Consider the following 19,902-nt stretch of genomic DNA (forward strand, 5'->3'; position numbering starts at 1 on the left):
CTCCGGCTTCGGTGTATTTAACCCATCAGATCGTGGACATAGCACCAGCGCCAGGACTCGCCAGGTTCGTGGGACCGCATCACGGGGTGTCCGGTCTCGCGATAGTGATTGGTGGCGTGTTGGTGCGGGCTGGAGTCGCAACATCCGACGTGTCCGCAGGTGAGGCAGATTCGCAAGTGTGACCAGTTGTCCTCGCCCAGCTTGGCGCATTCTTGACAGACGCCGGGAGTTAAAGCGGCCGGGTCGGTTTCGGGCGTTTCAGCCAATTCTTCGCAACCGCTTGCCACCGGTTCGGGTGCCGGTGTGCGGGCGGCGACGCGCTTCAGGATTTTTTTCATCACCATCCATAGTGCACGGTGGCCGCCGATCCTGCATGCTGCCAGAGTGAACGGCATATTACTGGGGGTTGTAGTAGCGGCTTTGCTGGTCGCAGCGGTTGCGCGTCGATTCGGATTGTCGTCGCCGTTGATACTGGTGGTCTTCGGGTTGATCGCGTGTCAGATACCCGGCGTACCGGATCTCGAGCTCGATCCGGATCTTGTTCTGTTCGTGGTGTTACCACCGTTGCTGTACTCGGCGGCGTTGGACAGTTCATATCTGGCATTGCGATCGAATCTGCGTCCCATCGGGTTGCTCGCGGTGGGTCTGCCCCTCGCGACGACCGCAGCGGTCGGCTTGGTCGCGTATCTGATCGTGCCGGAGTTCTCGATTGCCGCGGCGTTGGTTCTCGGTGCGATTGTGGCGCCGCCGGATGCGGTGTCGGCGAGCGCAATCGGACGCAGGCTTGGACTGCCGCGTCGGATCATGACACTCCTGGGCGGTGAGAGCCTGCTCAACGACGCCACCGCCCTGACGGCGTACAAGGTTGCCTTGGCGGCGGCCGTTGGCACGGGTGCCACATTGGCGAGCGGGTTCGAGACGTTTGTGATCGCCGCTGTCGGCGGAACGGCGATCGGGCTTGCGGTGGGGTTCGTGATCTCCAAAGTGCGTGGCAAACTTCGCGATCCGGTGATGGAGAGTGCAATCGGCTTGGTGGTGCCGTTCTTCACCTACCTGGCTGCGGAAGAGATTCATGCGTCGGGCGTCATTGCCGTGGTGGTGGCCGGACTGTTCCTGGGTCAGCGCTCCACCCGGGCCAGTTATGCAACACGCCTGCAGGATACGGCGGTGTGGAAGGCCGTCGACCTCATTCTCGAGTCGTTTGTGTTCTTGTTGATCGGGCTCCAATTGCCCAGTGTTGTGAGCGGATTGCAGGGGTACAGCACCTCGATGGTGGTGTGGGCGTCCATTGCGGTGCTCGCGACCGTTGTGGTTGTGCGGATTGCGTGGGTTTTTCCGGCCACGTACCTGCCGCGGTGGTTGTCGCCGCGGATCCGCGCGCGGGAACCGGACGTGTCGGTGCGGTCGGTATTTGTCGTGTCGTGGGCAGGGATGCGCGGAGTCGTGTCGCTGGCAGCAGCATTTGCCATTCCCTTGACGGTGAACAGCGGTGAGGAGTTCCCCGGGCGTTCGCTGATCTTGTTCCTGACATTTGTCGTCGTGGTCGGAACATTGCTCCTGCACGGTCTTTCGTTGCCGTGGGTTATCCGCACGCTCGGTGTTCAGGGGGAGGAAGCGCAGTCCGACGCGAGAGCGGAGGCGGCGGCGCAGGACAAGGCGGCGCGGGCAGCAGCAGCGCGGCTGGACGAGTTGGTTGCCGAGCAGGACGGAGGTGTGCCCGCGGTGCGGGATCGAGCGGCGGACATCCTGCGGACCTGGAACACGCACCGAGCCAATTCGGCGTGGGAGCGGCTGGGGCGTAGCGACGACGATCTGGGGGAGAGCCCGTCGGCGGCATTCCGGGCTTTGCGTCTCGAGATGATCGACGCCGAGCGGACGGTTTTCATTGCCGAACGCGATGGCGGCCGCATCGATGACGAGGTCCTACGGAAGGTACTACGTGAGCTGGATCTGGAGGAAGCGACCTTGGATCGGGACTAGATCGGGACTAGACCGATAGGTCTCTTTGGTTTGACGGAATGCGCAGGCCAGGACGATTTAGATAACCGTTGAGGACCGCAACTTAACCAATTCCACTGAGCGGGACTCGTTCGAACCATTCTGTGCGTCGCATCACACACTGTTTCTTGTTCAACAAGAAGTCACAGTTTTTCCTGCCTTGGAGGCATCAGAATGAGTCGTAGTTCCCGCCGCGGGCATCGCAGATTAGCTGCGGTCACGCTGGCGATCACCGCAAGTATGTTCCTGGCGTCGTGCGCCGACAACGGGTCGAGCGGCGGCGGTGAATCTGTCGAGTCGGGTTCCGCGCTCAAGATCGGATTGGTCAACGAACAGGCCGAGCCCGGCACCCCGACCACGGGTGGGACGCTGACGTTCAGCGGGTATTCCGCAGTGACATCGCTCGATCCGGCGAAGATCCAGGTTGCCGGCGCAACAGGTGGCAGTGAGCTCAGCGCGATCTACGACGTGCTGATGCGCTACGACCCCATCGAGAAGACATTCGTTCCGCAGTTGGCGCAGTCCCTCGAGCCGAGCTCGGACAGCAAGACGTGGACGCTGAAGCTTCGTGACGGCGTCAAGTTCAGTGACGGAACATCTCTCGATTCCAAGGCAGTTGTCGACAGCATCAACCGCTACGTCAACAACAAGGCAGCGCAGTCGAGCCTGTGGGCAGCCAAGGTTGCCTCGATGGACACCCCGGATGCGTCGACGGTTGTCTTCAACCTCGTCGACCCGTGGACGGGTATCGAATCGATGCTCTCTACCGGTCCCGGCATGATCGTCGCTCCGGCTGCGCAGCAGGGTGATCAGTTCACGCCGATCGGCGCCGGCGCATTCACACTCGAGCGTTTTGCTCCCAACGAAGAGCTGTTGCTCGCTGCCCGTCCCGATTACTTCGGCGGCGCACCGAAGGTCGACAAGCTCAAGCTCATCAGCATCGTCGGAGCTCAGCCCACTGCCGAGGCTCTCAAGACCGGTGGCATCGACGCGGCGTACATGCGTACGCTCACCCCGATCCTCGATCTGATCGAGAACGGCAATCCGGGCTTCATCGACATCCCGTCGCTCGGCTACATCGCGAACGTCAACATGGCCGAAGGTCGCCCCGGTTCGGATCTCCGTGTGCGCCAGGCAATGGCAATGGCGATCGACCCCGAAACCCTCAACACCCGCGTCAACAACGGCAAGGGCCTTCCCGGACAGGTGATCTTCCAGGACACCTCCCGCTGGCACAACGACGTCGCTCCGACCGGTGTGGATGCGGCCAAGGCCAAGGAACTGCTCGATCAGGCCAAGGCAGACGGCTTCGACGGCAAGGTCACCTTCCTCTCCATCCAGGAGCCGTCCGCACAGTCGACTGCGCTCGGCGTGCAGGCAATGCTCAACGCAGTCGGTTTCGACACGCAGATCGAGTACGTCACCGGCGCAGGCGATCTGGTCAAGCGGATGTACGTCGACCGTGACTACGACATGAGCACCGCAGCCGGTTCACTGTCCGAGGCAGACCCGTTCGAGCGTCTGTACACGGGCATCAAGTCCGGTGGCCGTAACAACGTCACCAACTACGCCGACGCCGAGATGGACGTCCTTCTCGATCAGCTCGGTGTTGCCACCAACGACGAGGACAAGAAGGCTGTTCTCGCCAAGATTCAGGAACGCGCCACCGAGACGGTGCCGTGGATCGTCTGGGGCAACGTCCCGACGCTGGACGTGTGGAACACGAACGTTCACGGCCTGAAGCAGAGCATCGACGGAATCATGCTGTTCGACAGCGTTTGGAAGTCCTGACTCGACCTACACGTGTCCGGCCCTCGCGGGGCCGGACACGTTAACCGAGACGAATGAGATACGAGGAATTGCTGTGAATTGCGAGTTGGCTGCCCGAAGGAGACGAAATCTATGAACATCGGCGCAATCGGTAAGAAGTTGGGCCAGCTCGTCATTGTGCTCCTCATCGTCAGTTTCGGAACCTTCGTGCTGGCGTCGTTGATCCCCGGTGACCCGGCGGTCGCGGTATTGGGTGAGGGTCGTACCCCCGCCGAATACGAGGAAATGCGCCAGCAACTCGGACTCAACGATCCACTCCTGGTTCGTTATTGGGACTGGCTGACGAGCGCCCTTACCGGTGATCTCGGTACCTCGCTGGTCCCGCCGCAGCAGGAAGTTCTCTCCGCAATCGGCTCGGCTCTCCCGGTCAGCGTTCAGCTTGCAGTGATGGGTCTTGTCATCGCTCTTGTTGTCGCCGTTCCGCTCGCACTGTGGTCGGCACATCACGAGGGTGGCGTCATCGACCGCGTCATCAGCGCCGCAACGTTCGGAGTTCTCTCGATTCCGAGCTTCCTGGCCGGTTTGCTCCTCATCATGGTGACGGTGAACTGGTTGGGTTGGTTCCCGCGCTCGCAGTGGGTGCGAATCGGGGACAGCATCTCCGGAAACCTATCGCACGCAATACTTCCCGCAATCACCATCAGTCTGCTCGAGATGGCGATGTTCACCCGCGTTCTGCGCAGCGACCTCGTGACCACCTTGCGTGAGGATTACATCCTCGCCTCGAAGGCCAAGGGCATGCCCACGCTGCGCGTCCTGTTCAGTGACGCACTGCGGCCGTCGTCGTTCTCGCTCATCACCATGATGGGTCTGGCACTCGGCGGCATGATCGGCAGCACCGTCATCGTCGAGACACTGTTCTCGCTGCCCGGTATGGGCACACTCATCGTTCGGGCTGCACAACAAGGCGATTCGCCGATGCTGTTGGGTGCGGTGGTCGTGATCGCCGTCATCTACGTGGTCGTCAACAGTGCGATCGACGTTCTGTACACCTATCTTGACCCGAGGAGTCGTCGTGTCCATGTCTGAAGTGACGCCCGACGGAGCGGCCCCCGCGCCGGCCCCGTCCGAGGTGATGACATATCGGCAGCAGACCGTCCTGCTTGCGCCCGGTCCGATAGAAACGCTGGAGAAGCCGAAGAATCTGGTCCTGATCGGCACGATCCTGACCGTCGTCGGTATCGCTCTGCTCGGCACCGCCCTCTTCGGGTCCGGCATCATGATGATCGTTCGTATCGTCATCGGCCTGGCCTCGCTCGTGTTCCTGTTCAAGGGACTGGGGAAGATCGGTATCGCCAGGTGGGGGAGCCAATTCGACCTGTCGTACTGGCTGGCCTGCATCTGGCTCGTAGCGCTGGTTGTTGCGGCCATCGTCGCGCCGCTCCTGCCGCTCGGTGAATACAAGGACACGGTCAAGACTTTGGCCGAGCCCGGCTTTGCACCTCCGAGCCTGCTCTCGGAGCATCCGCTCGGTACCAACAACTTCGGTCTCGATCTCCTGGCCCGCGCGCTGTACGGAGCGCGTGCCTCGCTCACCGTCGCAATCTGCGCGGTGCTCATCGGTATCGTCATCGGCGGCACGATCGGCGTCATGGCCGGGTACTTCCGCGGCAAGATCGACGCGGTAGTCGGGATCCTCACCAACTCGCTGCTCGCAATTCCGTCCCTGGTTCTGCTGATCGCGCTGGCTGCTGTCCTCACGTCGAACCTGCGCAACATCACGCTCGCACTGTCGATTCTCTGCATTCCCAGCATGGTTCGAATAGCAAGAGCGAATACGATAGTGGTCGCCCAACGTGAGTTCGTGCTCGCTGCCCGGGCAATGGGTGCGACCAAATGGCGAGTCATCTGGCGCGAACTGGTACCCAACGTTCTGGTTCCCGTCGCAGCACTCGGCCTCGTCGCCGTGTCCGGCCTGATCGTCGCGGAAGCATCGCTCAGCTTCCTCGGACTTGGTATCGCTCAGCCGGATCCCACGTGGGGCAACATGATTGCAGAAGGCCAGGGCGGCATCGTGGAGAAGCACCCGTTCATCGTTTTGGTGCCCGGCGTCTTCCTCTTCCTGACGGTGTTCTCGTTCAACCTCATCGGTGAGAAGTATCGGAGCAAGCTGTGACCACTTCAGTGACAAATGGCGTACCGCTGCTGCAAGCGGACAACATCCGAACCGTATTTGCGACTCCCCGAGGCAAACTGCGGGCCGTCGACGGTGTGTCCATCCACGTTTCCGAGGGTGAGACTCTTGGCATCGTCGGTGAGTCGGGTTCCGGCAAGTCGGTTCTCGGCCGCACCATCATGGGTCTGCTGGAGAAGGGTCCGGCACTCGACATCACCGGAACGGTCACGTTTGCGGGCCGCGACATGTCGACGATGAAAAAGTCGGAGATGAAGCACTTCTGGGGCCCGGAGATCGCCATGGTCTTCCAGGATCCGATGACGTCCCTCAACCCGTTCAAGCGAATCGGCACGCACATCACCGAATCCTTGAAGTTCCATCTCGGACTCAAGAAGGACGCAGCCCGTGACCGTGCCGCTGAACTCCTGTCGATGGTGGGAATTCCGGAGCCCAAGCGCCGCCTCGATCAGTACCCCCACGAGCTGTCCGGTGGTATGCGCCAGCGAGTTGTCATCGCAATGGCTTTGGCCTGCGAGCCGAAGCTGCTGATCGCGGACGAGCCGACGACGGCTCTCGACGTGACGGTGCAGAAGCAGATCCTGGATCTGCTCGCCTCGCTCAACGACAAGCTCAACATGGCCGTGATTCTCATCAGTCACGACCTGGGCGTGGTGTCGGGACGCTCCGATCGCGTCGCCGTCATGTACGCCGGTTCCGTCGTGGAAACATCGGCGACGGAAGAGCTTTTCTCGCGTCCACGGCATCCGTACACCGAAGCGCTGATGGCCGCGATTCCGCGACTCGAATCGCCGACGCACACCGTGCTGCAAACCATTCCGGGTGGACTGCCGGACATGACAAAGCCGATGACCGGTTGCCGCTTTGCAGCACGCTGCAAGTACGCGCAGGACGACTGCCTGACCGGCGACCCGGCACTCGCGCTCGGCGGACCGGGCGACAGCACGTCCGACGGCCACTCGTTTGCGTGCCATTTCCCCGTCGACACCCCTGAGGGCACAGCGGCATTGGTAGCCAACGAGAAGGCCGGCAAGACCGCAGCGGGCCTCTCGCTCGCAGTGAAGGAGATGGTCTGATGACTGCAGCAACCGATACCAAGAAGCCGGTAAAGCTCGACGACGCATTGACGGTCGAAGATCTGGTTGTCGAGTTCAATGTCGGCAAGGGACAGACAGTTCACGCCGTCTCGGGAATCAGCTTCACCGTCGCTGCGGGTGAAACCCTCGGCGTGGTGGGCGAATCCGGTTGCGGTAAATCGACCGCCGGGCGAGCCATCATGCAGTTGCCCTCGCCGACATCGGGGTCCATCCGGCTCGGTGACGTGGAGATGACGGAGCTGGGCTCGGAAGAGTTGCGTCGCAGCCGTACTCAGCTGCAGATGATCTTCCAGGATCCGATTTCCTCGCTCAACCCGCGCCGCAAGGTCAAGGCGCTCGTGACCGAAGGACCGTCGATCTGGGGTGGTGAGGACAAGGCCGCAATCGAGGCCCGCGCCCGCGCCGTCCTCGCCGAGGTCGGCCTCGACCCCGACGTGGTCTGGGATCGCACCCCTCGCGAATTGTCGGGCGGTCAGTGCCAACGTGTCTGCATCGCACGAGCTTTGATGCTCGATCCCAAGGTGCTGATCTGCGACGAACCCGTCTCCAGTCTCGACGTCTCGGTGCAGGCACAGATCCTCAACCTGCTCGAGGATGCCAAGCGGCGGCACGGGCTGTCACTGCTCTTCATCGCGCACAACATGGCCGTTGTGAAGAACATCAGCGACCGCGTGATGATCATGTACTTGGGCCGCGTCTGCGAAATCGTTCCCGCAGAAGACATGCAGAACCGTGCGCTGCATCCGTACACGCAGTTGCTGCTGTCCTCGATCCCCGATCCCGACGCAACGGTGACTGCGGCGCAGAACGTCGACCAGAAGGTCGTCGAACTTCCGTCGCCGCTGAACCCGCCGAGCGGCTGCCGGTTCCGCACCCGGTGCCCTCTCGCCACGGATCGCTGCGCCGAGGAAGTTCCGGAGCTACGACTCGTAGACGGCGGACACCAGGTGGCGTGCCACAACGTGTGAGTTGAGCTAGACGCGCAACATGTTTCGGACGTGACCTGTTTCGTTGACCGACGCAACCCGTCGATTACCGTTGCGGGACACGAGAATACGAGTGACGGAGACATACTCGATCGGGAACGTCAGCGGACGCTCCAGGCCGAGTAACTCCTGCAGAACGATATTGACGACGCCGCCGTGGCAGAACACCGCCACGGTGGCGTCGTTGTCCGTTGACGCCACGATGTCGTCGATCGCTCCGAGGACACGAGTGCGGAATGCGTCGGCGTCGATCGATTCGGGTAGCCAACCGGCTTTGATGCGCTCGTAGGTCTGTGGTGCTCGCTCCAAGACCTGGTGCATCGGAATGTAGTGGGATTGCTCGGCGTCGTACTCGGCCAGACCCGCAAGCTCGGTGACCGGGAGTCCGAGAACGTCCGATACCGGACCCGCGGTTTCCAGAGCACGCTTTTGTGGGCTGCTGAAGAGTCCCGTGATCCGGTACGGGGCCAACGCCGCAGGCAGCCGGTGTGCCTGGGCGTGGCCCTCGTCTGTCAGCGCGGGATCAGCACGACCCTCGGTGACCTCTGCCAGTTCAGGGAGCGCGTGTCGGATCAGGAGTAGTTGCACACGGGACACCTTGCCAGACGGCCGTGTCGGCGGGGATCGTGCCGTTGCCGGGTAGTGGACCACTGGCAAGCAGAACGTCACCGTCGGGAAGCGCGATTGGCTCGGAAGACGTGTTGACGACGCAGCGCAGCGCACTGCCGCGCCGGAAGTCCAGCACCTGATCGTTGTCGTCGTTCATCCAGGTCAGCGTCGCGGTAGTCAGCGGCTCGGTGGCCAGCGCCGACAGGCTGCGGCGTAGGGACAGCGCGCTGCGGTAGAGCTCGAGAGTGGAGTCGGCCTTGCCCGTCTGGAACTCGACGGTTCGCTCAGCCCAACCCTGCGGCTGCGGCAGCCACGGCGCCTGGTTGGCGTTCGGGGGGCTGAAGCCGTACGGGGCGGTGTCGCCCGACCACGGCAGCGGAACACGGCAGCCGTCGCGGCCACGCTCGCGGTGTCCGGTCCGCTTCCAGATCGGATCCTGCAACTGATCGTCCGGAATGTCTTCCACCTCGGCCAGGCCGAGTTCTTCGCCCTGATAGATGTAAACCCCGCCTGGGAGTGCAAGCATCAGCATCGCCGCGGCGCGTGCCCGCCGCTCGCCGAGTTCGAAGTCGCCGGGGATGTCGCGGATCTGGCTGAGGAACCAGGTGCGCGAATCTGTCTGCGGCCTCGCATATTTGGAAAGATGACGGACGCCGTCATGGTTGGACAGTACCCAGGTGGGAGATGCATTCACCGCAGCATGCGACGTGATCGTGGTGTCGATGACGCTGCGCAGCGTCGCTCCGTTCCACGGCGCGAGCAGGAAGTTGAAGTTGAAGGCGCTGTGGAGTTCGTCCGGGCGAAGGTAACGGGTGAGGCGTGCGGGGTTGCCCACCCAGGCTTCGGCGACAAATACGCGCGGCGGATCGTAACTGTCGGCCACCGCTCGCCAGGAACGGTAGATGTCGTGGACTTCGTCGCGGTCGAAGTGCGGATGCTCCACCGGTTCGGAACCGTCGGCGGGGACCGGCGTGGGGTAGGTCAGCCCGTTCAGGTCGGGCAGATCCGCGTCTTTGCACAGTGACTGGGCGACGTCGATGCGGAATCCGTCGACACCACGGTCGAACCAGAACCGCAACGTCGTCTCGAAGTCGCCGCGGATATCCGCGTTGCGCCAGTTCACATCCGGCTGTCCGGGTGTGAAGAGGTGCAGGTACCACTCACCTGGATTGCCGTCCGAATCCTTGACGCGCGTCCACGCGGGACCGCCGAAGGAGCTGACCCAGTCGTTAGGTGCCTCGTCACCTGCCGCACCTTTGCCCGGGCGGAAGTGGAACCGGTCGCGCTCGGCCGAACCGGGCTGCGCGAGCAGGGCTTCCTGGAACCACGGATGCGCCTCGGAGACGTGGTTGGGCACCAGGTCGAGGATGACGCGCATCCCGAGATCATGGGCTTCGGCGATCATGGCCTCGGCCTGTTCCATTGTGCCGAATGACGGTTCGATGCTGCGGTAGTCGGAGATGTCGTAGCCCGCATCCTCCATCGGCGACGGGTACCACGGGTTGACCCAGATGGCATCGACGCCCAACTCTGCCAGATAGCTCAAGCGATTTCGGATTCCGGCGATATCGCCGACGCCGTCACCATTGCCGTCGGCAAAGCTGCGGATGTACACCTGGTAGATCGCGGCGCTGCGCCACCATTCGTTGTCGCGGAAGGTGTTGTCGGGCAGGGTGAGATTCGGGGATTCGTGGGGCACCCTTCCGTTCTAACAGGTTGAGTGCGGCCAAATTTCGGCAGTCTTGTTGAGTGAGAAGCTCGAGGTTTCGAGGTCGAGACGTCCCCGCGGGGACGTTTTCGGCAAACCTGTCGGTACCCGCGTCTACTGTCGACGCACATTCGTAACGGTGGGGGGACATCATGACGAAAACAGACAGCGGCGTGACCAGGGATAGAGGCGTGACCAGGGATGGTGCTGCGACAACAGATCGGGATACAGCCGACCGGCTCGGTACCGAAATCTGCGCACTTGCCGGACATATTGCGGCAGCTACCGCCAGATTTCTGACTTTGGTGGCGCGATTCGACGAGACTCGCGGCTGGACGGGGCCTGGCCTGCATTCGTGCGCCCATTGGCTGTCCTGGAAGTGTGGGCTCAGCCAGCATACCGGGCGCGAATATGTCCGGGTTGCAAAAGCTCTCACCACGCTGCCGAACATGCGTGCTGCGTTTGAAGAAGGTCGCTTGTCCTATTCCAAAGTCCGATCTTTGACTCGTGTCGCCACGCCGCTCAACGACAAACAGATGGTGCGCCTCGGCACGAGTGCTCCGTCCGGCCAGATCGACCGTCTTGTTGCCGGCTTACGTAAGGCGACGAGCGATGATCAGGGCAAGCCGAAGCTGGACCGGTTCGAAACCCGGTGGCACTGGGATCCGGACACTGGTGACTTCGTTTTCCGGGGACGCCTCGCAGCGCAAGACGGTGCAAAGGTATTGGCGGCGTTGGCAAATGCGGAGCGGGATCGCACGCGCACCACTGAAGAAACTGGGGAATCCGTAGAGCCTGAAGAGCCACCGGCTGCCAATACGGTGCGGCGCCCACTGCGCAACATCGGTCCGGCGCTGGTCGCAATGGCTGACATCCTCGCGGTAGCAACGGATGCCGGCAAACGTACCCGCCCAGCCGAAGTGGTGTTTCTACGTGAGGAGAAGGTTGTACGCGTGTCCGGTGGGCCCGCGCTCGAGGACGCTGACGCCGACGAAGTGCTGTGTGACGCCAGAGTGCGGGCCGCAACCACCAAGCAGAAGTGCATGCTCAGCCTGGGTCGGCGTACCCGCATTACCAGTGCAAAGCAGATGACTGCGCTCATGTACCGCGACGGGTGTTGCCGCACACCAGGATGCGGACGCACGCGCTTCCTACACGCTCATCACGTTCGATTCTGGCGTGCTGGTGGGAAGACGGATCTCGACAACCTGATCATGTTGTGCGGCACGTGCCATCGAGCGTTGCACCGCGATGAGTTCATGATTACTGCGATTGGAGAGCAACAATTCGAGTTCCGGCTTCGTGGCGGTTCGGTGATGGAACCGGCGCCGCCATCAGTGGGTTTCGCGGATCGATTGCTCAGCGGTGAGATCGCCGACGATGCGATAGTGCCCGACTGGGGCGGCGACGCTCTCCGCCTGAATCACGCAGTCAGCGTCATTCTGGACGGTTGGGCTGCGTAAGACGGTTGGGCTTGTGGAGAGTCACCGTTGCCAATGCCAGCAGCCGGTCGTCCGCACTGGCGTCGACGAGCTGGATGCTCAGTACTGCGTGATCCGCGGCGTCGCGGATCACCGTGCCGTAGGACCGCGCTGGTCCGGTTCGGACTTGCGACAGGTAGTGCATCTGCATATCTGTTGCAACCAGCTCGGGCCGCATAGCCTGGGCTGCCGACTCTACGAGCAGGGCCTGCGCGCCGCCCATGATCGTGCCGATCTGATTGACCACAAACGGAGTGAGATCGAGTTCGAGAACGCCGGCCGAAGCATCGATGACACGCATTCCCAATCGGGAGTAAATCGTTCCCTCGACCGCTTGGGTCGGATGCTCCCTGAGTGTGCCGATCCACTGGTCCGGGGTGTACGAATCGGCGTCCCCCGCGGCAGAACGGGGAATGCGGGCAAAGGTGACGAGTCCGCGAGCTGCGAGGGTGGGTCCGCTGCCCGAGTCGATTGCGTCGGCCAGCGCACGGAGGTCGGTAAGGCCGTGGCCGTCGTAGACATCGGCGGAGACGATGATCGTCTTCTTGCCGATGCGCACGAGGTTACTGTCGACAACGATCGGTCCCTCGGTGAGTGGACCGGCTGAATGAAGTGAGAGATCTTGGGTTGCAGTCCAATCGGGCCGACAGGCCACCAATGCCGGGTCGGAGGTCACATAATCCGCCACGGTGACCAGGACTCCCAGGGAAGCCTGGCCCCCGTGTGACCGCAGTTTGTCGGTGAGATCGGCGCGCATCAGCGAGCGCTCCGGCGTCGGCTGGAACGAGGCCAGCCCGAAGTCGGAGGTGAAGGTTTTCATGCTTGCAAGCACCTGTGGCGACGAGCCGTTCGCGAGGACCATGAAAATGAGAATATCATTCTCATGTGACGGACCGGATCAGCTCCGCCAGTTTTTCGGGCTGATCGATCATCGCGTGATGGTGGGCGGGACGCAGGACGTGGAAGCGCCCGCCCAGGTATGTTGCGAGCCGCTGTTGTTTGGCCATCCAGGACACCGACCACGGGGTCGAGTGGCCGGTGTGGGCGGCTACGACGCTGATGCCGATGTCCGGCAGTCGGTGATCCTCGGACTCGCGTAACTTGTTGAGCTCCATCGCCATATCGGTGTAGGCGACATATTCGATCATGGCGGCTTCGAGATAGTGCGGTTTGCGGTAGATGTGCCCAACCCATTCGGCCATTGTGTGGGACGGGCCTGTCGGGGGCACGGATTGGTTGAGAATCTTTCGGGTGGTGGTGCCTAGAAGTCGTTGCAGCCCAGCGGTACTGGCGGTTGCAGCGGCCAGGTGTGAGGCCGTGAGCAGGAGGTTGCGCGGGACGAGCCGCTTCGGGTTTTTCTCGGCGCTCGAATCGAGGAGCAGGATGCCCGCTGCTCGCTCGGGAAACAGCCTCGCAAAACCCTCGGCATAGAAACCGGCTATCGAATGACCCACTGCCACAGCTGGTTCAGTGATTCCCACGGCATCGAGAACGTCGGCGATACGCTGCGCTTCGCCGCGAACGGTTGGGATTTGGGCGGAAGGTTCGCTGAGTCCGAAGCCCGGCCGATCGAACCGGACTACGGTGTGGTCGAGACTGAGGTTGCGCGCGCAGTCGTCCCAGTCGAACCAGTTGCCGGCCAGTCCGCCGCAGAGGACGACGGCAGGTCCGTCGCCCTCTACGAGCACATGCAGGCTGTCCCCGCCGACCGTCATCAACTCGCCCGGTGGTTTCACGTGGAACAGTCCCGGCATCAGTGCCTCGATTACTGGCGTGGTTTCGCGAGGGGGAACGCCAAGGTTTCGCGGATGCTGCCGCCGGTGATCAGCATGACAACACGGTCGACGCCCATTCCGAGTCCACCCGTCGGCGGCATTGCGTGCTCGAGAGCTTGGAGGAATTCCTCATCCAACTCCATGGCCTCCGGGTCGCCGCCGGCCGCGAGCATCGACTGCTCGGTGAGGCGATTGCGCTGATCAACGGGGTCCGTCAGCTCGCTGTATGCCGTGCCGAGTTCCACTCCCCACGCCACCAGGTCCCACTTCTCGGCGACACCGGGAATGCTGCGGTGCGGACGGGTGAGCGGCGACATCGAGGTGGGGAAATTGGTGTAGAACGTCGGGAACTCGGTGAAGTCCTCGACCAGGTGCTCGTACATTTCCTGTGCCACGGCGCCCGCGTCCCAGTTGGACTGATACGGGATTTCGTTGTCGTCGCACAGTTTTTGCAGCTTTTCGAGGCTTGTCTCGGGAGAGACATCGACGCCGAGTTTTTCGGCAACGGCGCCGTGCATCGTCTTGACGGGCCACTCGCCGGAGATGTCGACCTCGACCAGTTCGCCGTCGGGTCCTGGCCGCATGATGATCTCGCGCCCGAAAGCCGCCACAGCCGCAGCTTGGATGAGCTCGCGGCACATCCGCATCATGCCCTCGTAGTCGCTGTGCGCTTCGTACGCCTCGAGGATCGTGAATTCGGGGTTGTGTTTGAAGTCGACACCTTCGTTGCGGAACACGCGACCGATCTCGAACACCTTCTCCATACCGGCGACGCACAACCGCTTCAGGTACAGCTCGGGCGCGATGCGCAGGTACAGATCGAGGTTGTACGCGTTGATGTGCGTCAGGAACGGTGCGGCGTTGGCGCCGCCGTGAACCTGCTGCAGGATCGGCGTCTCCACTTCGAGGAACCCACGGTTGCCGAGTGAATCACGCAGCGACTTGACGACGGCACTTCTGGCTTCGAGTAGGTCGCGGGCCTTCGGGTTGAGGGCGATGTCGAGGTACCGCTGACGAACGCGAGTTTCGGGATCCGACAGGCCCTTCCACTTGTCCGGCAACGGATGCAGGCACTTGCCGTTCATGCGCCATTCGAGCGCGATCAGCGACAGTTCACCCTTACGGCTGCGACCAATGGTTCCACTGACCTCGATCAGGTCGCCGAGATCGAATTCGGCAGCGAACTCCGTCAACTTCTCGCGCCCGACGTGATCCTGGTCCACCAATACCTGAATGTCGCCGGACCAGTCACGCACGTCGGCGAATGCAACACCGCCGTAGTCGCGGACCCGCAGGATTCGTCCGGCAATGCGTACGCGGGTGCCTTCCGGTGACTGTGCTGCCGCGGCGATCGTGTGAGTCGGAGGGTAGGCGACGGGATATGCGCTGATGCCTTCGCCCTCGAGCGTCGCCAGTTTGTTCATTCGCACGCGAACCTGCTCGGGTCGCCGCGGTCCCGGTGCTGCCATCGCCGGTGCGGAGTCCGGCAGGCTGCCGTCGGCGTGAATGCCTTCGGCGGTGACCAGTGCAGCAGGCAGCGTTTCGTGAATTCCGGTGTGCTTGGTGGCCTTGCTCGATCTGCGACTGAAGGTGGGGAGAACAACAAAACCCTCGGCGATCGCCGACGCGAATCCGACGCGCGGGAGTTCGCGATTGTCCTCGAAGCACAAAAAGCGCGGTTCCCAGTCCGGCTGATACTTCACGTTGGAGCGGTACAGAGCCTCGAGTTGCCACCAACGGGAGAAGAAGACCAACACCGATCGCCAGATACGCAGGATCGGTCCGGCGCCGATGCGCGAGCCCTCCTCGAACACGGAGCGGAACACTGCAAAATTGAGTGAGACCCGAACGATGCCGAATTCGTCGGAGCGCGTGGCAAGCTCGGAGACCATCAACTCGACAACACCGTTGGGTGCCGTCGGCTTACGACGCATCAGGTCGAGGGAGACTCCGTTTGCCCCCCACGGGACGAGCGACAGCATGCCGACGACGGACTCGTCGTCGGTACCTTCGTCCATCACGGCTTCGACGAGGAGGCAGTCGCCGTCGAGTGGATCGCCTAGTCGGCCGAGTGCCATGGAGAAGCCACGTTCGGTTTCGGTGTCGCGCCAGTCGTCGGCGCGAACGATGGCGGCGGACATGTCGACCGGGGGCACGTCGCGGTGGCGTCGCATCCGGACGGTCACGCCGCCGCGTCGTACGCGTGTGACTGCCTGTCGAACGGGGCGCATGTCGCGTCCGTTGAGATTGAATTCGCGGGTACGCAGGATGGCCTCGTCGCCGAGCTGCAGGACGTTGAGTCCTGCCCGCTTGTAGGCGGTTGCACCGGTTTCGCTGGCACCCATGACGGCTGTTGCCCAGCCGTACTTCGAGGCCAGGTCCTGCCACGCTTCGATGGCGTGCGGCCAGGCTTCGGGGTCGCCGATCGGATCGCCGCTGGCCAGGCAGACGCCGATCTCGACGCGATAGGTGACCGCGGCTTTGCCGCTCGGAGCGAAGATCGCGGCTTTGTCGCGTCGGGTGGCGAAGTAGGCGAGGGAATCGTCGGCGCCAAAACCTTGGATGAGCCCGCGGATCGCGGACTCGTCGTTGCCGGTGAGTGCGTTGTTGGAACGTTGGGCGCGGAAGAGCGTGATGACGGCAGCGAGGAGTGCGATAGCACCGAGGAGACCGAGGATCGTGTTCACGAAGGCATGCGGATGACCGTCGAAGACTTCGTTGTCGACCGCCGCTGCAGCGGTGACACGGTTGAGCGCCCACGCAAAACGCTGATCTTCCGGAAGTGTGCCTGGGAAGAGTTCGACCAGTCCCCAGCCCAACAGGGTGGCGATCGCCAAACCGCCGATCAGTACGCCGAGTGCTTTCCAGCCGGCTCCGCGTCGTACGCGGGTGTAGAACTCGGGACGGGCCGCGATCAGAATTCCGATGACGACCAGCAGTACGACAGCAGCTACGGCATTATTCGGATTTTTGTCGGTGAACGTGAACAAGATGTTGCTCAGAGCGATCACGGACAGGTAGACCGTCAACAGCCACCACGCGATGCGCTTGCGGCTGGCTAGTGCGGCAGCAAGAAGACCGACGACGAGCGCCCACGACAAGCTCGTATCCGGTGCGTCGAAGTAGTAGTTGTCGATGTATTCGCGTGGGACCCGGACGATATGACGCAGCGTCGGCGACAGGCTCCACAGGAAGACGAGGACGGAGAAGACTCCGAGGATCAAGCCCGAGATATGCGGGACCTGGCTCAGCCGTCCCGACTGGAAGCGGCGTGCCTTTCGCGGATTCTCCGGCGGAGTTTCAACCAACTCCGCGGTTGTATCCGTTATCTCGCTGATAGGTGCCATCGAGCGTCCTCCCATACCGGTCGATCAGTCTCACTGTTCAGTGTGGCCGTTCGTGTCCGGTTTTGTGCGAGGAGCAGAATGATTGCCATGAGCGCCAACATCCCCGCAGTACCGATCCGCGACGAAATGATCCGTCTCGGCCAGTTCCTCAAGCTCGCCAACCTCATCGAATCCGGCGCAGAAGCCAAGGAAGTCATCGCCGACGGCATGGTGTCGGTCAACGGGGAGGTGGAGGACCGTCGTGGTCGTCAGCTGCGCGACGGTGATGTAGTCGAGATCGGCGGGATGGCCGCCAAGGTGGAAGCTCCCGCCTGATCTCGAGCTCTACTTCTAGCTTTCGCGGACGACTACCCCGTCCTGGTCGCTGTAGACGATCTCACCGGGATTGAAGGTGACGCCGCCGATTTCGACGGGCACGTTCTTCTCGCCGGAACCGGTCTGTGTGCTCTTGCGTGGGTTGGTGCCGAGCGCTTTGACGCCGATGTCGAGGGTGCGCAGGATTGCGGAGTCACGGACGGCACCGTTGACGATCACTCCGGCCCAGCCGTTGTCGACTCCGCGGCCGGCGATGATGTCGCCGACCAGTGCGGTGTGGATGCTCGCATCACCGTCGACGACGAGGACACCGCCGTTGCCCGGTTCGCTGAGGGTCTGCTTCACCAGCAGGTTGTCCTGGAAGCACTTGATGGTGGTGATGGGGCCGGCAAAAACCTCACGGCCACCGAACGCAGTGAACTGCGTGTCGCAGCTACGGATGTCTGGTCCAATTTCGTCGGCAAGGTCAGCAGTGGCTACAGGCTCGGTCATGCACGACAGAATAGTCGGCAGAGCGACAAAAGCTTCCTTCAACTTCACGCGATCACACCGTCAGCGGAATGTGCTTCCGATAACGTGGCCTTGAATTATTCGATTCACTGCAGTTGACGACTAGGAGTGTTCTGTGACGATTTTCGCGATTTTGGATGTGCGGTTGAAGAAGGAGAGCCTTGATACCGCGCGCGAGGTGTTCGGGCGAGTTTTGGCTGAAACCCGTGCTTTCGAGGGTTGCGAAGGCGTCGACGTGGTGATCGATGCCGAGGACGAAACGCACTGGTTGTGCGTCGAGAAGTGGGCGTCTGCCGAGGCTGATGCCGCTTACCGCGAATGGCGCGCGGGTCCGGGAGCTATCAAGGATTTGGGACCACTTCTTGCCGGTGCGCCCGGTCTGGGTAAGTACGAACTGGAATCCGCGATCTGATTTTTTTTGGGGGGCGTTTCCTTCGCGAACTGTGCCGAAGGAAGCGCCCCATTCTTGTCTTACCGCCACGTCACGCTTGGGCTTGTTCACTCGGCTTCACGTGCTTGACGGGGCACCCCGTGGGAAAGGTTCCCAGTTGGTCGACCTTGTAGCCGGCTGGGTAGCTGCGGATATTCGGAAGATCGCGGGCGAATTTCCGGGCGGTGCGCGGTGGGAAGAATCGCAGCAGGCGGCCGCGTGCTTTGAGTGCGCCCCTGGAGAGCGCACGAACCACCGCAGGTGGGCGCTTGTACCCGAACGCTTCGAGAAGGTGATCGTCCATGAGTGAGTAGGCGAATGCCTTGATCAGGGGCTTCGGCGCTAGGTTGTTGGGCGGGAACGTACACATGAGTTCCAGTGTGGAGTCGGCAACCGCCCTGGCACCCGGATCGAACGAAAAGTGTTCGCGCTCATACTCGTCCAAGAGCTTCGCGAATCCGTCGTAGGTCGTTGGCATGTCCTTGATGTTCATGTGACGGCCGAGTTCGCGGTAATAGAAGGTGGATCCGGCTATTTCGTTGGGCGTCAACGGGCGCCAACCGTACGATTCGAGCCAGCGCACCGGAGTGACGACAAAAGTAGCCAACACGTATCGCATGTCGTCGTTGGAGATGTCGTACGAGCCGTGCATCTGGTTCATCCGGCGAACACTCGATCGACCTTGGTCGCTGCCCAGGCCGTGTTCGAGGACGGCGTCGAGAATGAGGCTGGTGTCGTCGTACCGTTTCTGGACCCGGTCGGTGAATTCACCCGTGGAGAAGAGCAGTTTGCCGATCGACGGCACCGCGTAGGTGCGGAACAGCGCAAAACTGAGGGCCTGGTTGATGTCCCAGGGAAACTCTTGAGCAGCAAGAATGCGAGACATCTCTTCGTAGTCGGTCTCGGGATCGAGCTGATCTGTGCGCGCGCGAAGGTCGTAGCGCTTCATGTGAACACTCCCATGGCTTCGGTGTGAGCTGTGCCACCGAGAGTAGTTCTGACAACGCATGTTGTCTAGAGGTGTCGAATTGCCACTGTTCGGTCGTTTCGGGTGTTGTACCAGGGGTATCCGATCAGGGAGTTGTCGACCCGAGGAGTTTCAATGAGTATCTCCCGTACTGCCCGAATCCTGGCAGCCGTAGGTTTGCCGATCGTTGCGTCACTCGCATACGTGGGCACCGCTTCGGCGGATCCACCCCATCCGTTCGGTGGTGCTGCAGTGACCATCGGTTGTCCCAACCAGGGGTCACTGGCGTCGATGACCGGTCTCACCGGGCAGTCCGGGCCTGAAGCCAATCCGCCGATCGCCAAGGGCGACATACGCTTCGAGTCCTTCCCGGCAGCAGCACCGATACCGGCCGCCGGGCAGGTCACCGTCGCGTGGGTCAACACCGACACCGGTAAGGCCGGAATCGTCGATCTGATGGGGACGTACCCCTATCTGTCGGCGACGGTGAATACCGGTGTCGGCAACGTTGTTGCGACCGCTTTCGGTTCCATCAACTGGGGCAGTAGCCCTATCTGCCAAAGCAATCCGACGATTGGACGGTTCATAGCCTGACTTTGTGGCCTGATGTTCTAGCCTGACGCCGCAGCAGTGGCGGTATCGCGTGATTATCTGTCATCTCGGAGATACCGCCACGACCTTGCTGTCCCATATTCTGAAACATGTTCGGTAAAAG

General features: G+C 62.1%; 18 protein-coding genes. 10 read left to right on the forward strand and 8 right to left on the reverse strand.

Going from position 1 to position 19,902, the window contains the following annotated elements:
* Positions 1-17: 17 nt before the first annotated feature.
* Complete coding sequence (locus tag R4P64_RS03785) at positions 18-338, reverse strand: UBP-type zinc finger domain-containing protein (RefSeq protein WP_317819326.1); 321 nt, start codon at positions 336-338, stop codon at positions 18-20.
* A gap of 46 nt (positions 339-384) precedes the next feature.
* On the opposite strand from R4P64_RS03785, the gene R4P64_RS03790 reads away from it, so the two are divergent.
* The 6 genes from R4P64_RS03790 (at position 385) to R4P64_RS03815 (ending at position 8,027) form a co-directional block, all read left to right on the forward strand.
* Positions 385-1,980, forward strand: a complete 1,596-nt coding sequence (locus tag R4P64_RS03790; protein WP_116104245.1) for a Na+/H+ antiporter — start codon at positions 385-387, stop codon at positions 1,978-1,980.
* 192 nt (positions 1,981-2,172) lie between these two features.
* Positions 2,173-3,789, forward strand: coding sequence for an ABC transporter substrate-binding protein (locus R4P64_RS03795; protein ID WP_317819329.1), 1,617 nt, complete (start codon positions 2,173-2,175; stop codon positions 3,787-3,789).
* A gap of 111 nt (positions 3,790-3,900) precedes the next feature.
* Positions 3,901-4,857, forward strand: a complete 957-nt coding sequence (locus R4P64_RS03800) for an ABC transporter permease (RefSeq protein WP_033235352.1) — start codon at positions 3,901-3,903, stop codon at positions 4,855-4,857.
* Positions 4,850-5,944: an ABC transporter permease gene (locus R4P64_RS03805; RefSeq protein ID WP_230590249.1), complete on the forward strand. Its 1,095-nt coding sequence runs from the start codon at positions 4,850-4,852 to the stop codon at positions 5,942-5,944. The genes R4P64_RS03800 and R4P64_RS03805 overlap by 8 nt, the downstream gene beginning before the upstream one ends.
* Positions 5,941-7,038 carry an ABC transporter ATP-binding protein gene (locus tag R4P64_RS03810; RefSeq protein ID WP_317819332.1) on the forward strand — a complete coding sequence of 366 codons (1,098 nt, stop codon included), beginning with the start codon at positions 5,941-5,943 and terminating at the stop codon, positions 7,036-7,038. Before R4P64_RS03805 ends, R4P64_RS03810 begins: the two co-directional genes overlap by 4 nt.
* Positions 7,038-8,027: an ABC transporter ATP-binding protein gene (locus tag R4P64_RS03815; RefSeq protein WP_033235355.1), complete on the forward strand. Its 990-nt coding sequence runs from the start codon at positions 7,038-7,040 to the stop codon at positions 8,025-8,027. Before R4P64_RS03810 ends, R4P64_RS03815 begins: the two co-directional genes overlap by 1 nt.
* 6 nt (positions 8,028-8,033) lie before the next feature.
* On the opposite strand, the gene R4P64_RS03820 is transcribed toward R4P64_RS03815, so the two are convergent.
* Positions 8,034-8,633 carry a histidine phosphatase family protein gene (locus tag R4P64_RS03820; protein WP_233364803.1) on the reverse strand — a complete coding sequence of 200 codons (600 nt, stop codon included), beginning with the start codon at positions 8,631-8,633 and terminating at the stop codon, positions 8,034-8,036.
* Positions 8,599-10,353, reverse strand: coding sequence for a glycoside hydrolase family 13 protein (locus R4P64_RS03825; RefSeq protein WP_317819337.1), 1,755 nt, complete (start codon positions 10,351-10,353; stop codon positions 8,599-8,601). The genes R4P64_RS03820 and R4P64_RS03825 overlap by 35 nt, the downstream gene beginning before the upstream one ends.
* 200 nt (positions 10,354-10,553) lie before the next feature.
* Here R4P64_RS03825 and R4P64_RS03830 point away from each other — a divergent pair, with 200 nt between their 5' ends.
* Complete coding sequence (locus R4P64_RS03830) at positions 10,554-11,825, forward strand: HNH endonuclease signature motif containing protein (RefSeq protein WP_317819339.1); 1,272 nt, start codon at positions 10,554-10,556, stop codon at positions 11,823-11,825.
* Here R4P64_RS03830 and R4P64_RS03835 read toward each other — a convergent pair.
* The 3 genes from R4P64_RS03835 to lysX form a co-directional block, all read right to left on the reverse strand.
* Complete coding sequence (locus R4P64_RS03835; protein ID WP_317819341.1) at positions 11,800-12,663, reverse strand: hypothetical protein; 864 nt, start codon at positions 12,661-12,663, stop codon at positions 11,800-11,802. The two genes, R4P64_RS03830 and R4P64_RS03835, sit on opposite strands and share 26 nt — an antisense overlap.
* 61 nt (positions 12,664-12,724) lie before the next feature.
* Positions 12,725-13,597 carry an alpha/beta hydrolase gene (locus tag R4P64_RS03840; protein WP_317819343.1) on the reverse strand — a complete coding sequence of 291 codons (873 nt, stop codon included), beginning with the start codon at positions 13,595-13,597 and terminating at the stop codon, positions 12,725-12,727.
* A gap of 11 nt (positions 13,598-13,608) precedes the next feature.
* Positions 13,609-16,965 (reverse strand): bifunctional lysylphosphatidylglycerol synthetase/lysine--tRNA ligase LysX, encoded by a 3,357-nt coding sequence (gene lysX, locus R4P64_RS03845; RefSeq protein ID WP_033235358.1) that lies wholly within the window; start codon positions 16,963-16,965, stop codon positions 13,609-13,611.
* 87 nt (positions 16,966-17,052) lie between these two features.
* On the opposite strand from lysX, the gene R4P64_RS03850 reads away from it, so the two are divergent.
* Positions 17,053-17,280, forward strand: a complete 228-nt coding sequence (locus tag R4P64_RS03850) for an RNA-binding S4 domain-containing protein (protein WP_033235435.1) — start codon at positions 17,053-17,055, stop codon at positions 17,278-17,280.
* A gap of 15 nt (positions 17,281-17,295) precedes the next feature.
* Here the strand turns inward: R4P64_RS03850 and rraA are convergent, their stop codons facing one another.
* Positions 17,296-17,772 (reverse strand): ribonuclease E activity regulator RraA, encoded by a 477-nt coding sequence (gene rraA, locus R4P64_RS03855; RefSeq protein ID WP_033235436.1) that lies wholly within the window; start codon positions 17,770-17,772, stop codon positions 17,296-17,298.
* A gap of 133 nt (positions 17,773-17,905) precedes the next feature.
* Here rraA and R4P64_RS03860 point away from each other — a divergent pair, with 133 nt between their 5' ends.
* Positions 17,906-18,202: a putative quinol monooxygenase gene (locus R4P64_RS03860; RefSeq protein ID WP_033235359.1), complete on the forward strand. Its 297-nt coding sequence runs from the start codon at positions 17,906-17,908 to the stop codon at positions 18,200-18,202.
* A 70-nt stretch (positions 18,203-18,272) separates the two neighbouring features.
* Here the strand turns inward: R4P64_RS03860 and R4P64_RS03865 are convergent, their stop codons facing one another.
* The gene (locus R4P64_RS03865; RefSeq protein WP_033235360.1) at positions 18,273-19,169 is read right to left on the reverse strand and encodes an oxygenase MpaB family protein; all 897 of its coding nucleotides are present in this window, start codon (positions 19,167-19,169) and stop codon (positions 18,273-18,275) included.
* Positions 19,170-19,322: 153 nt separating this feature from the next.
* On the opposite strand from R4P64_RS03865, the gene R4P64_RS03870 reads away from it, so the two are divergent.
* Positions 19,323-19,781 (forward strand): hypothetical protein, encoded by a 459-nt coding sequence (locus tag R4P64_RS03870; RefSeq protein WP_033235361.1) that lies wholly within the window; start codon positions 19,323-19,325, stop codon positions 19,779-19,781.
* Positions 19,782-19,902 lie beyond the last annotated feature (121 nt).

This window comes from Rhodococcus sp. IEGM 1366 (assembly GCF_033142425.1).
GTDB lineage: Bacteria > Actinomycetota > Actinomycetes > Mycobacteriales > Mycobacteriaceae > Rhodococcus_F > Rhodococcus_F globerula.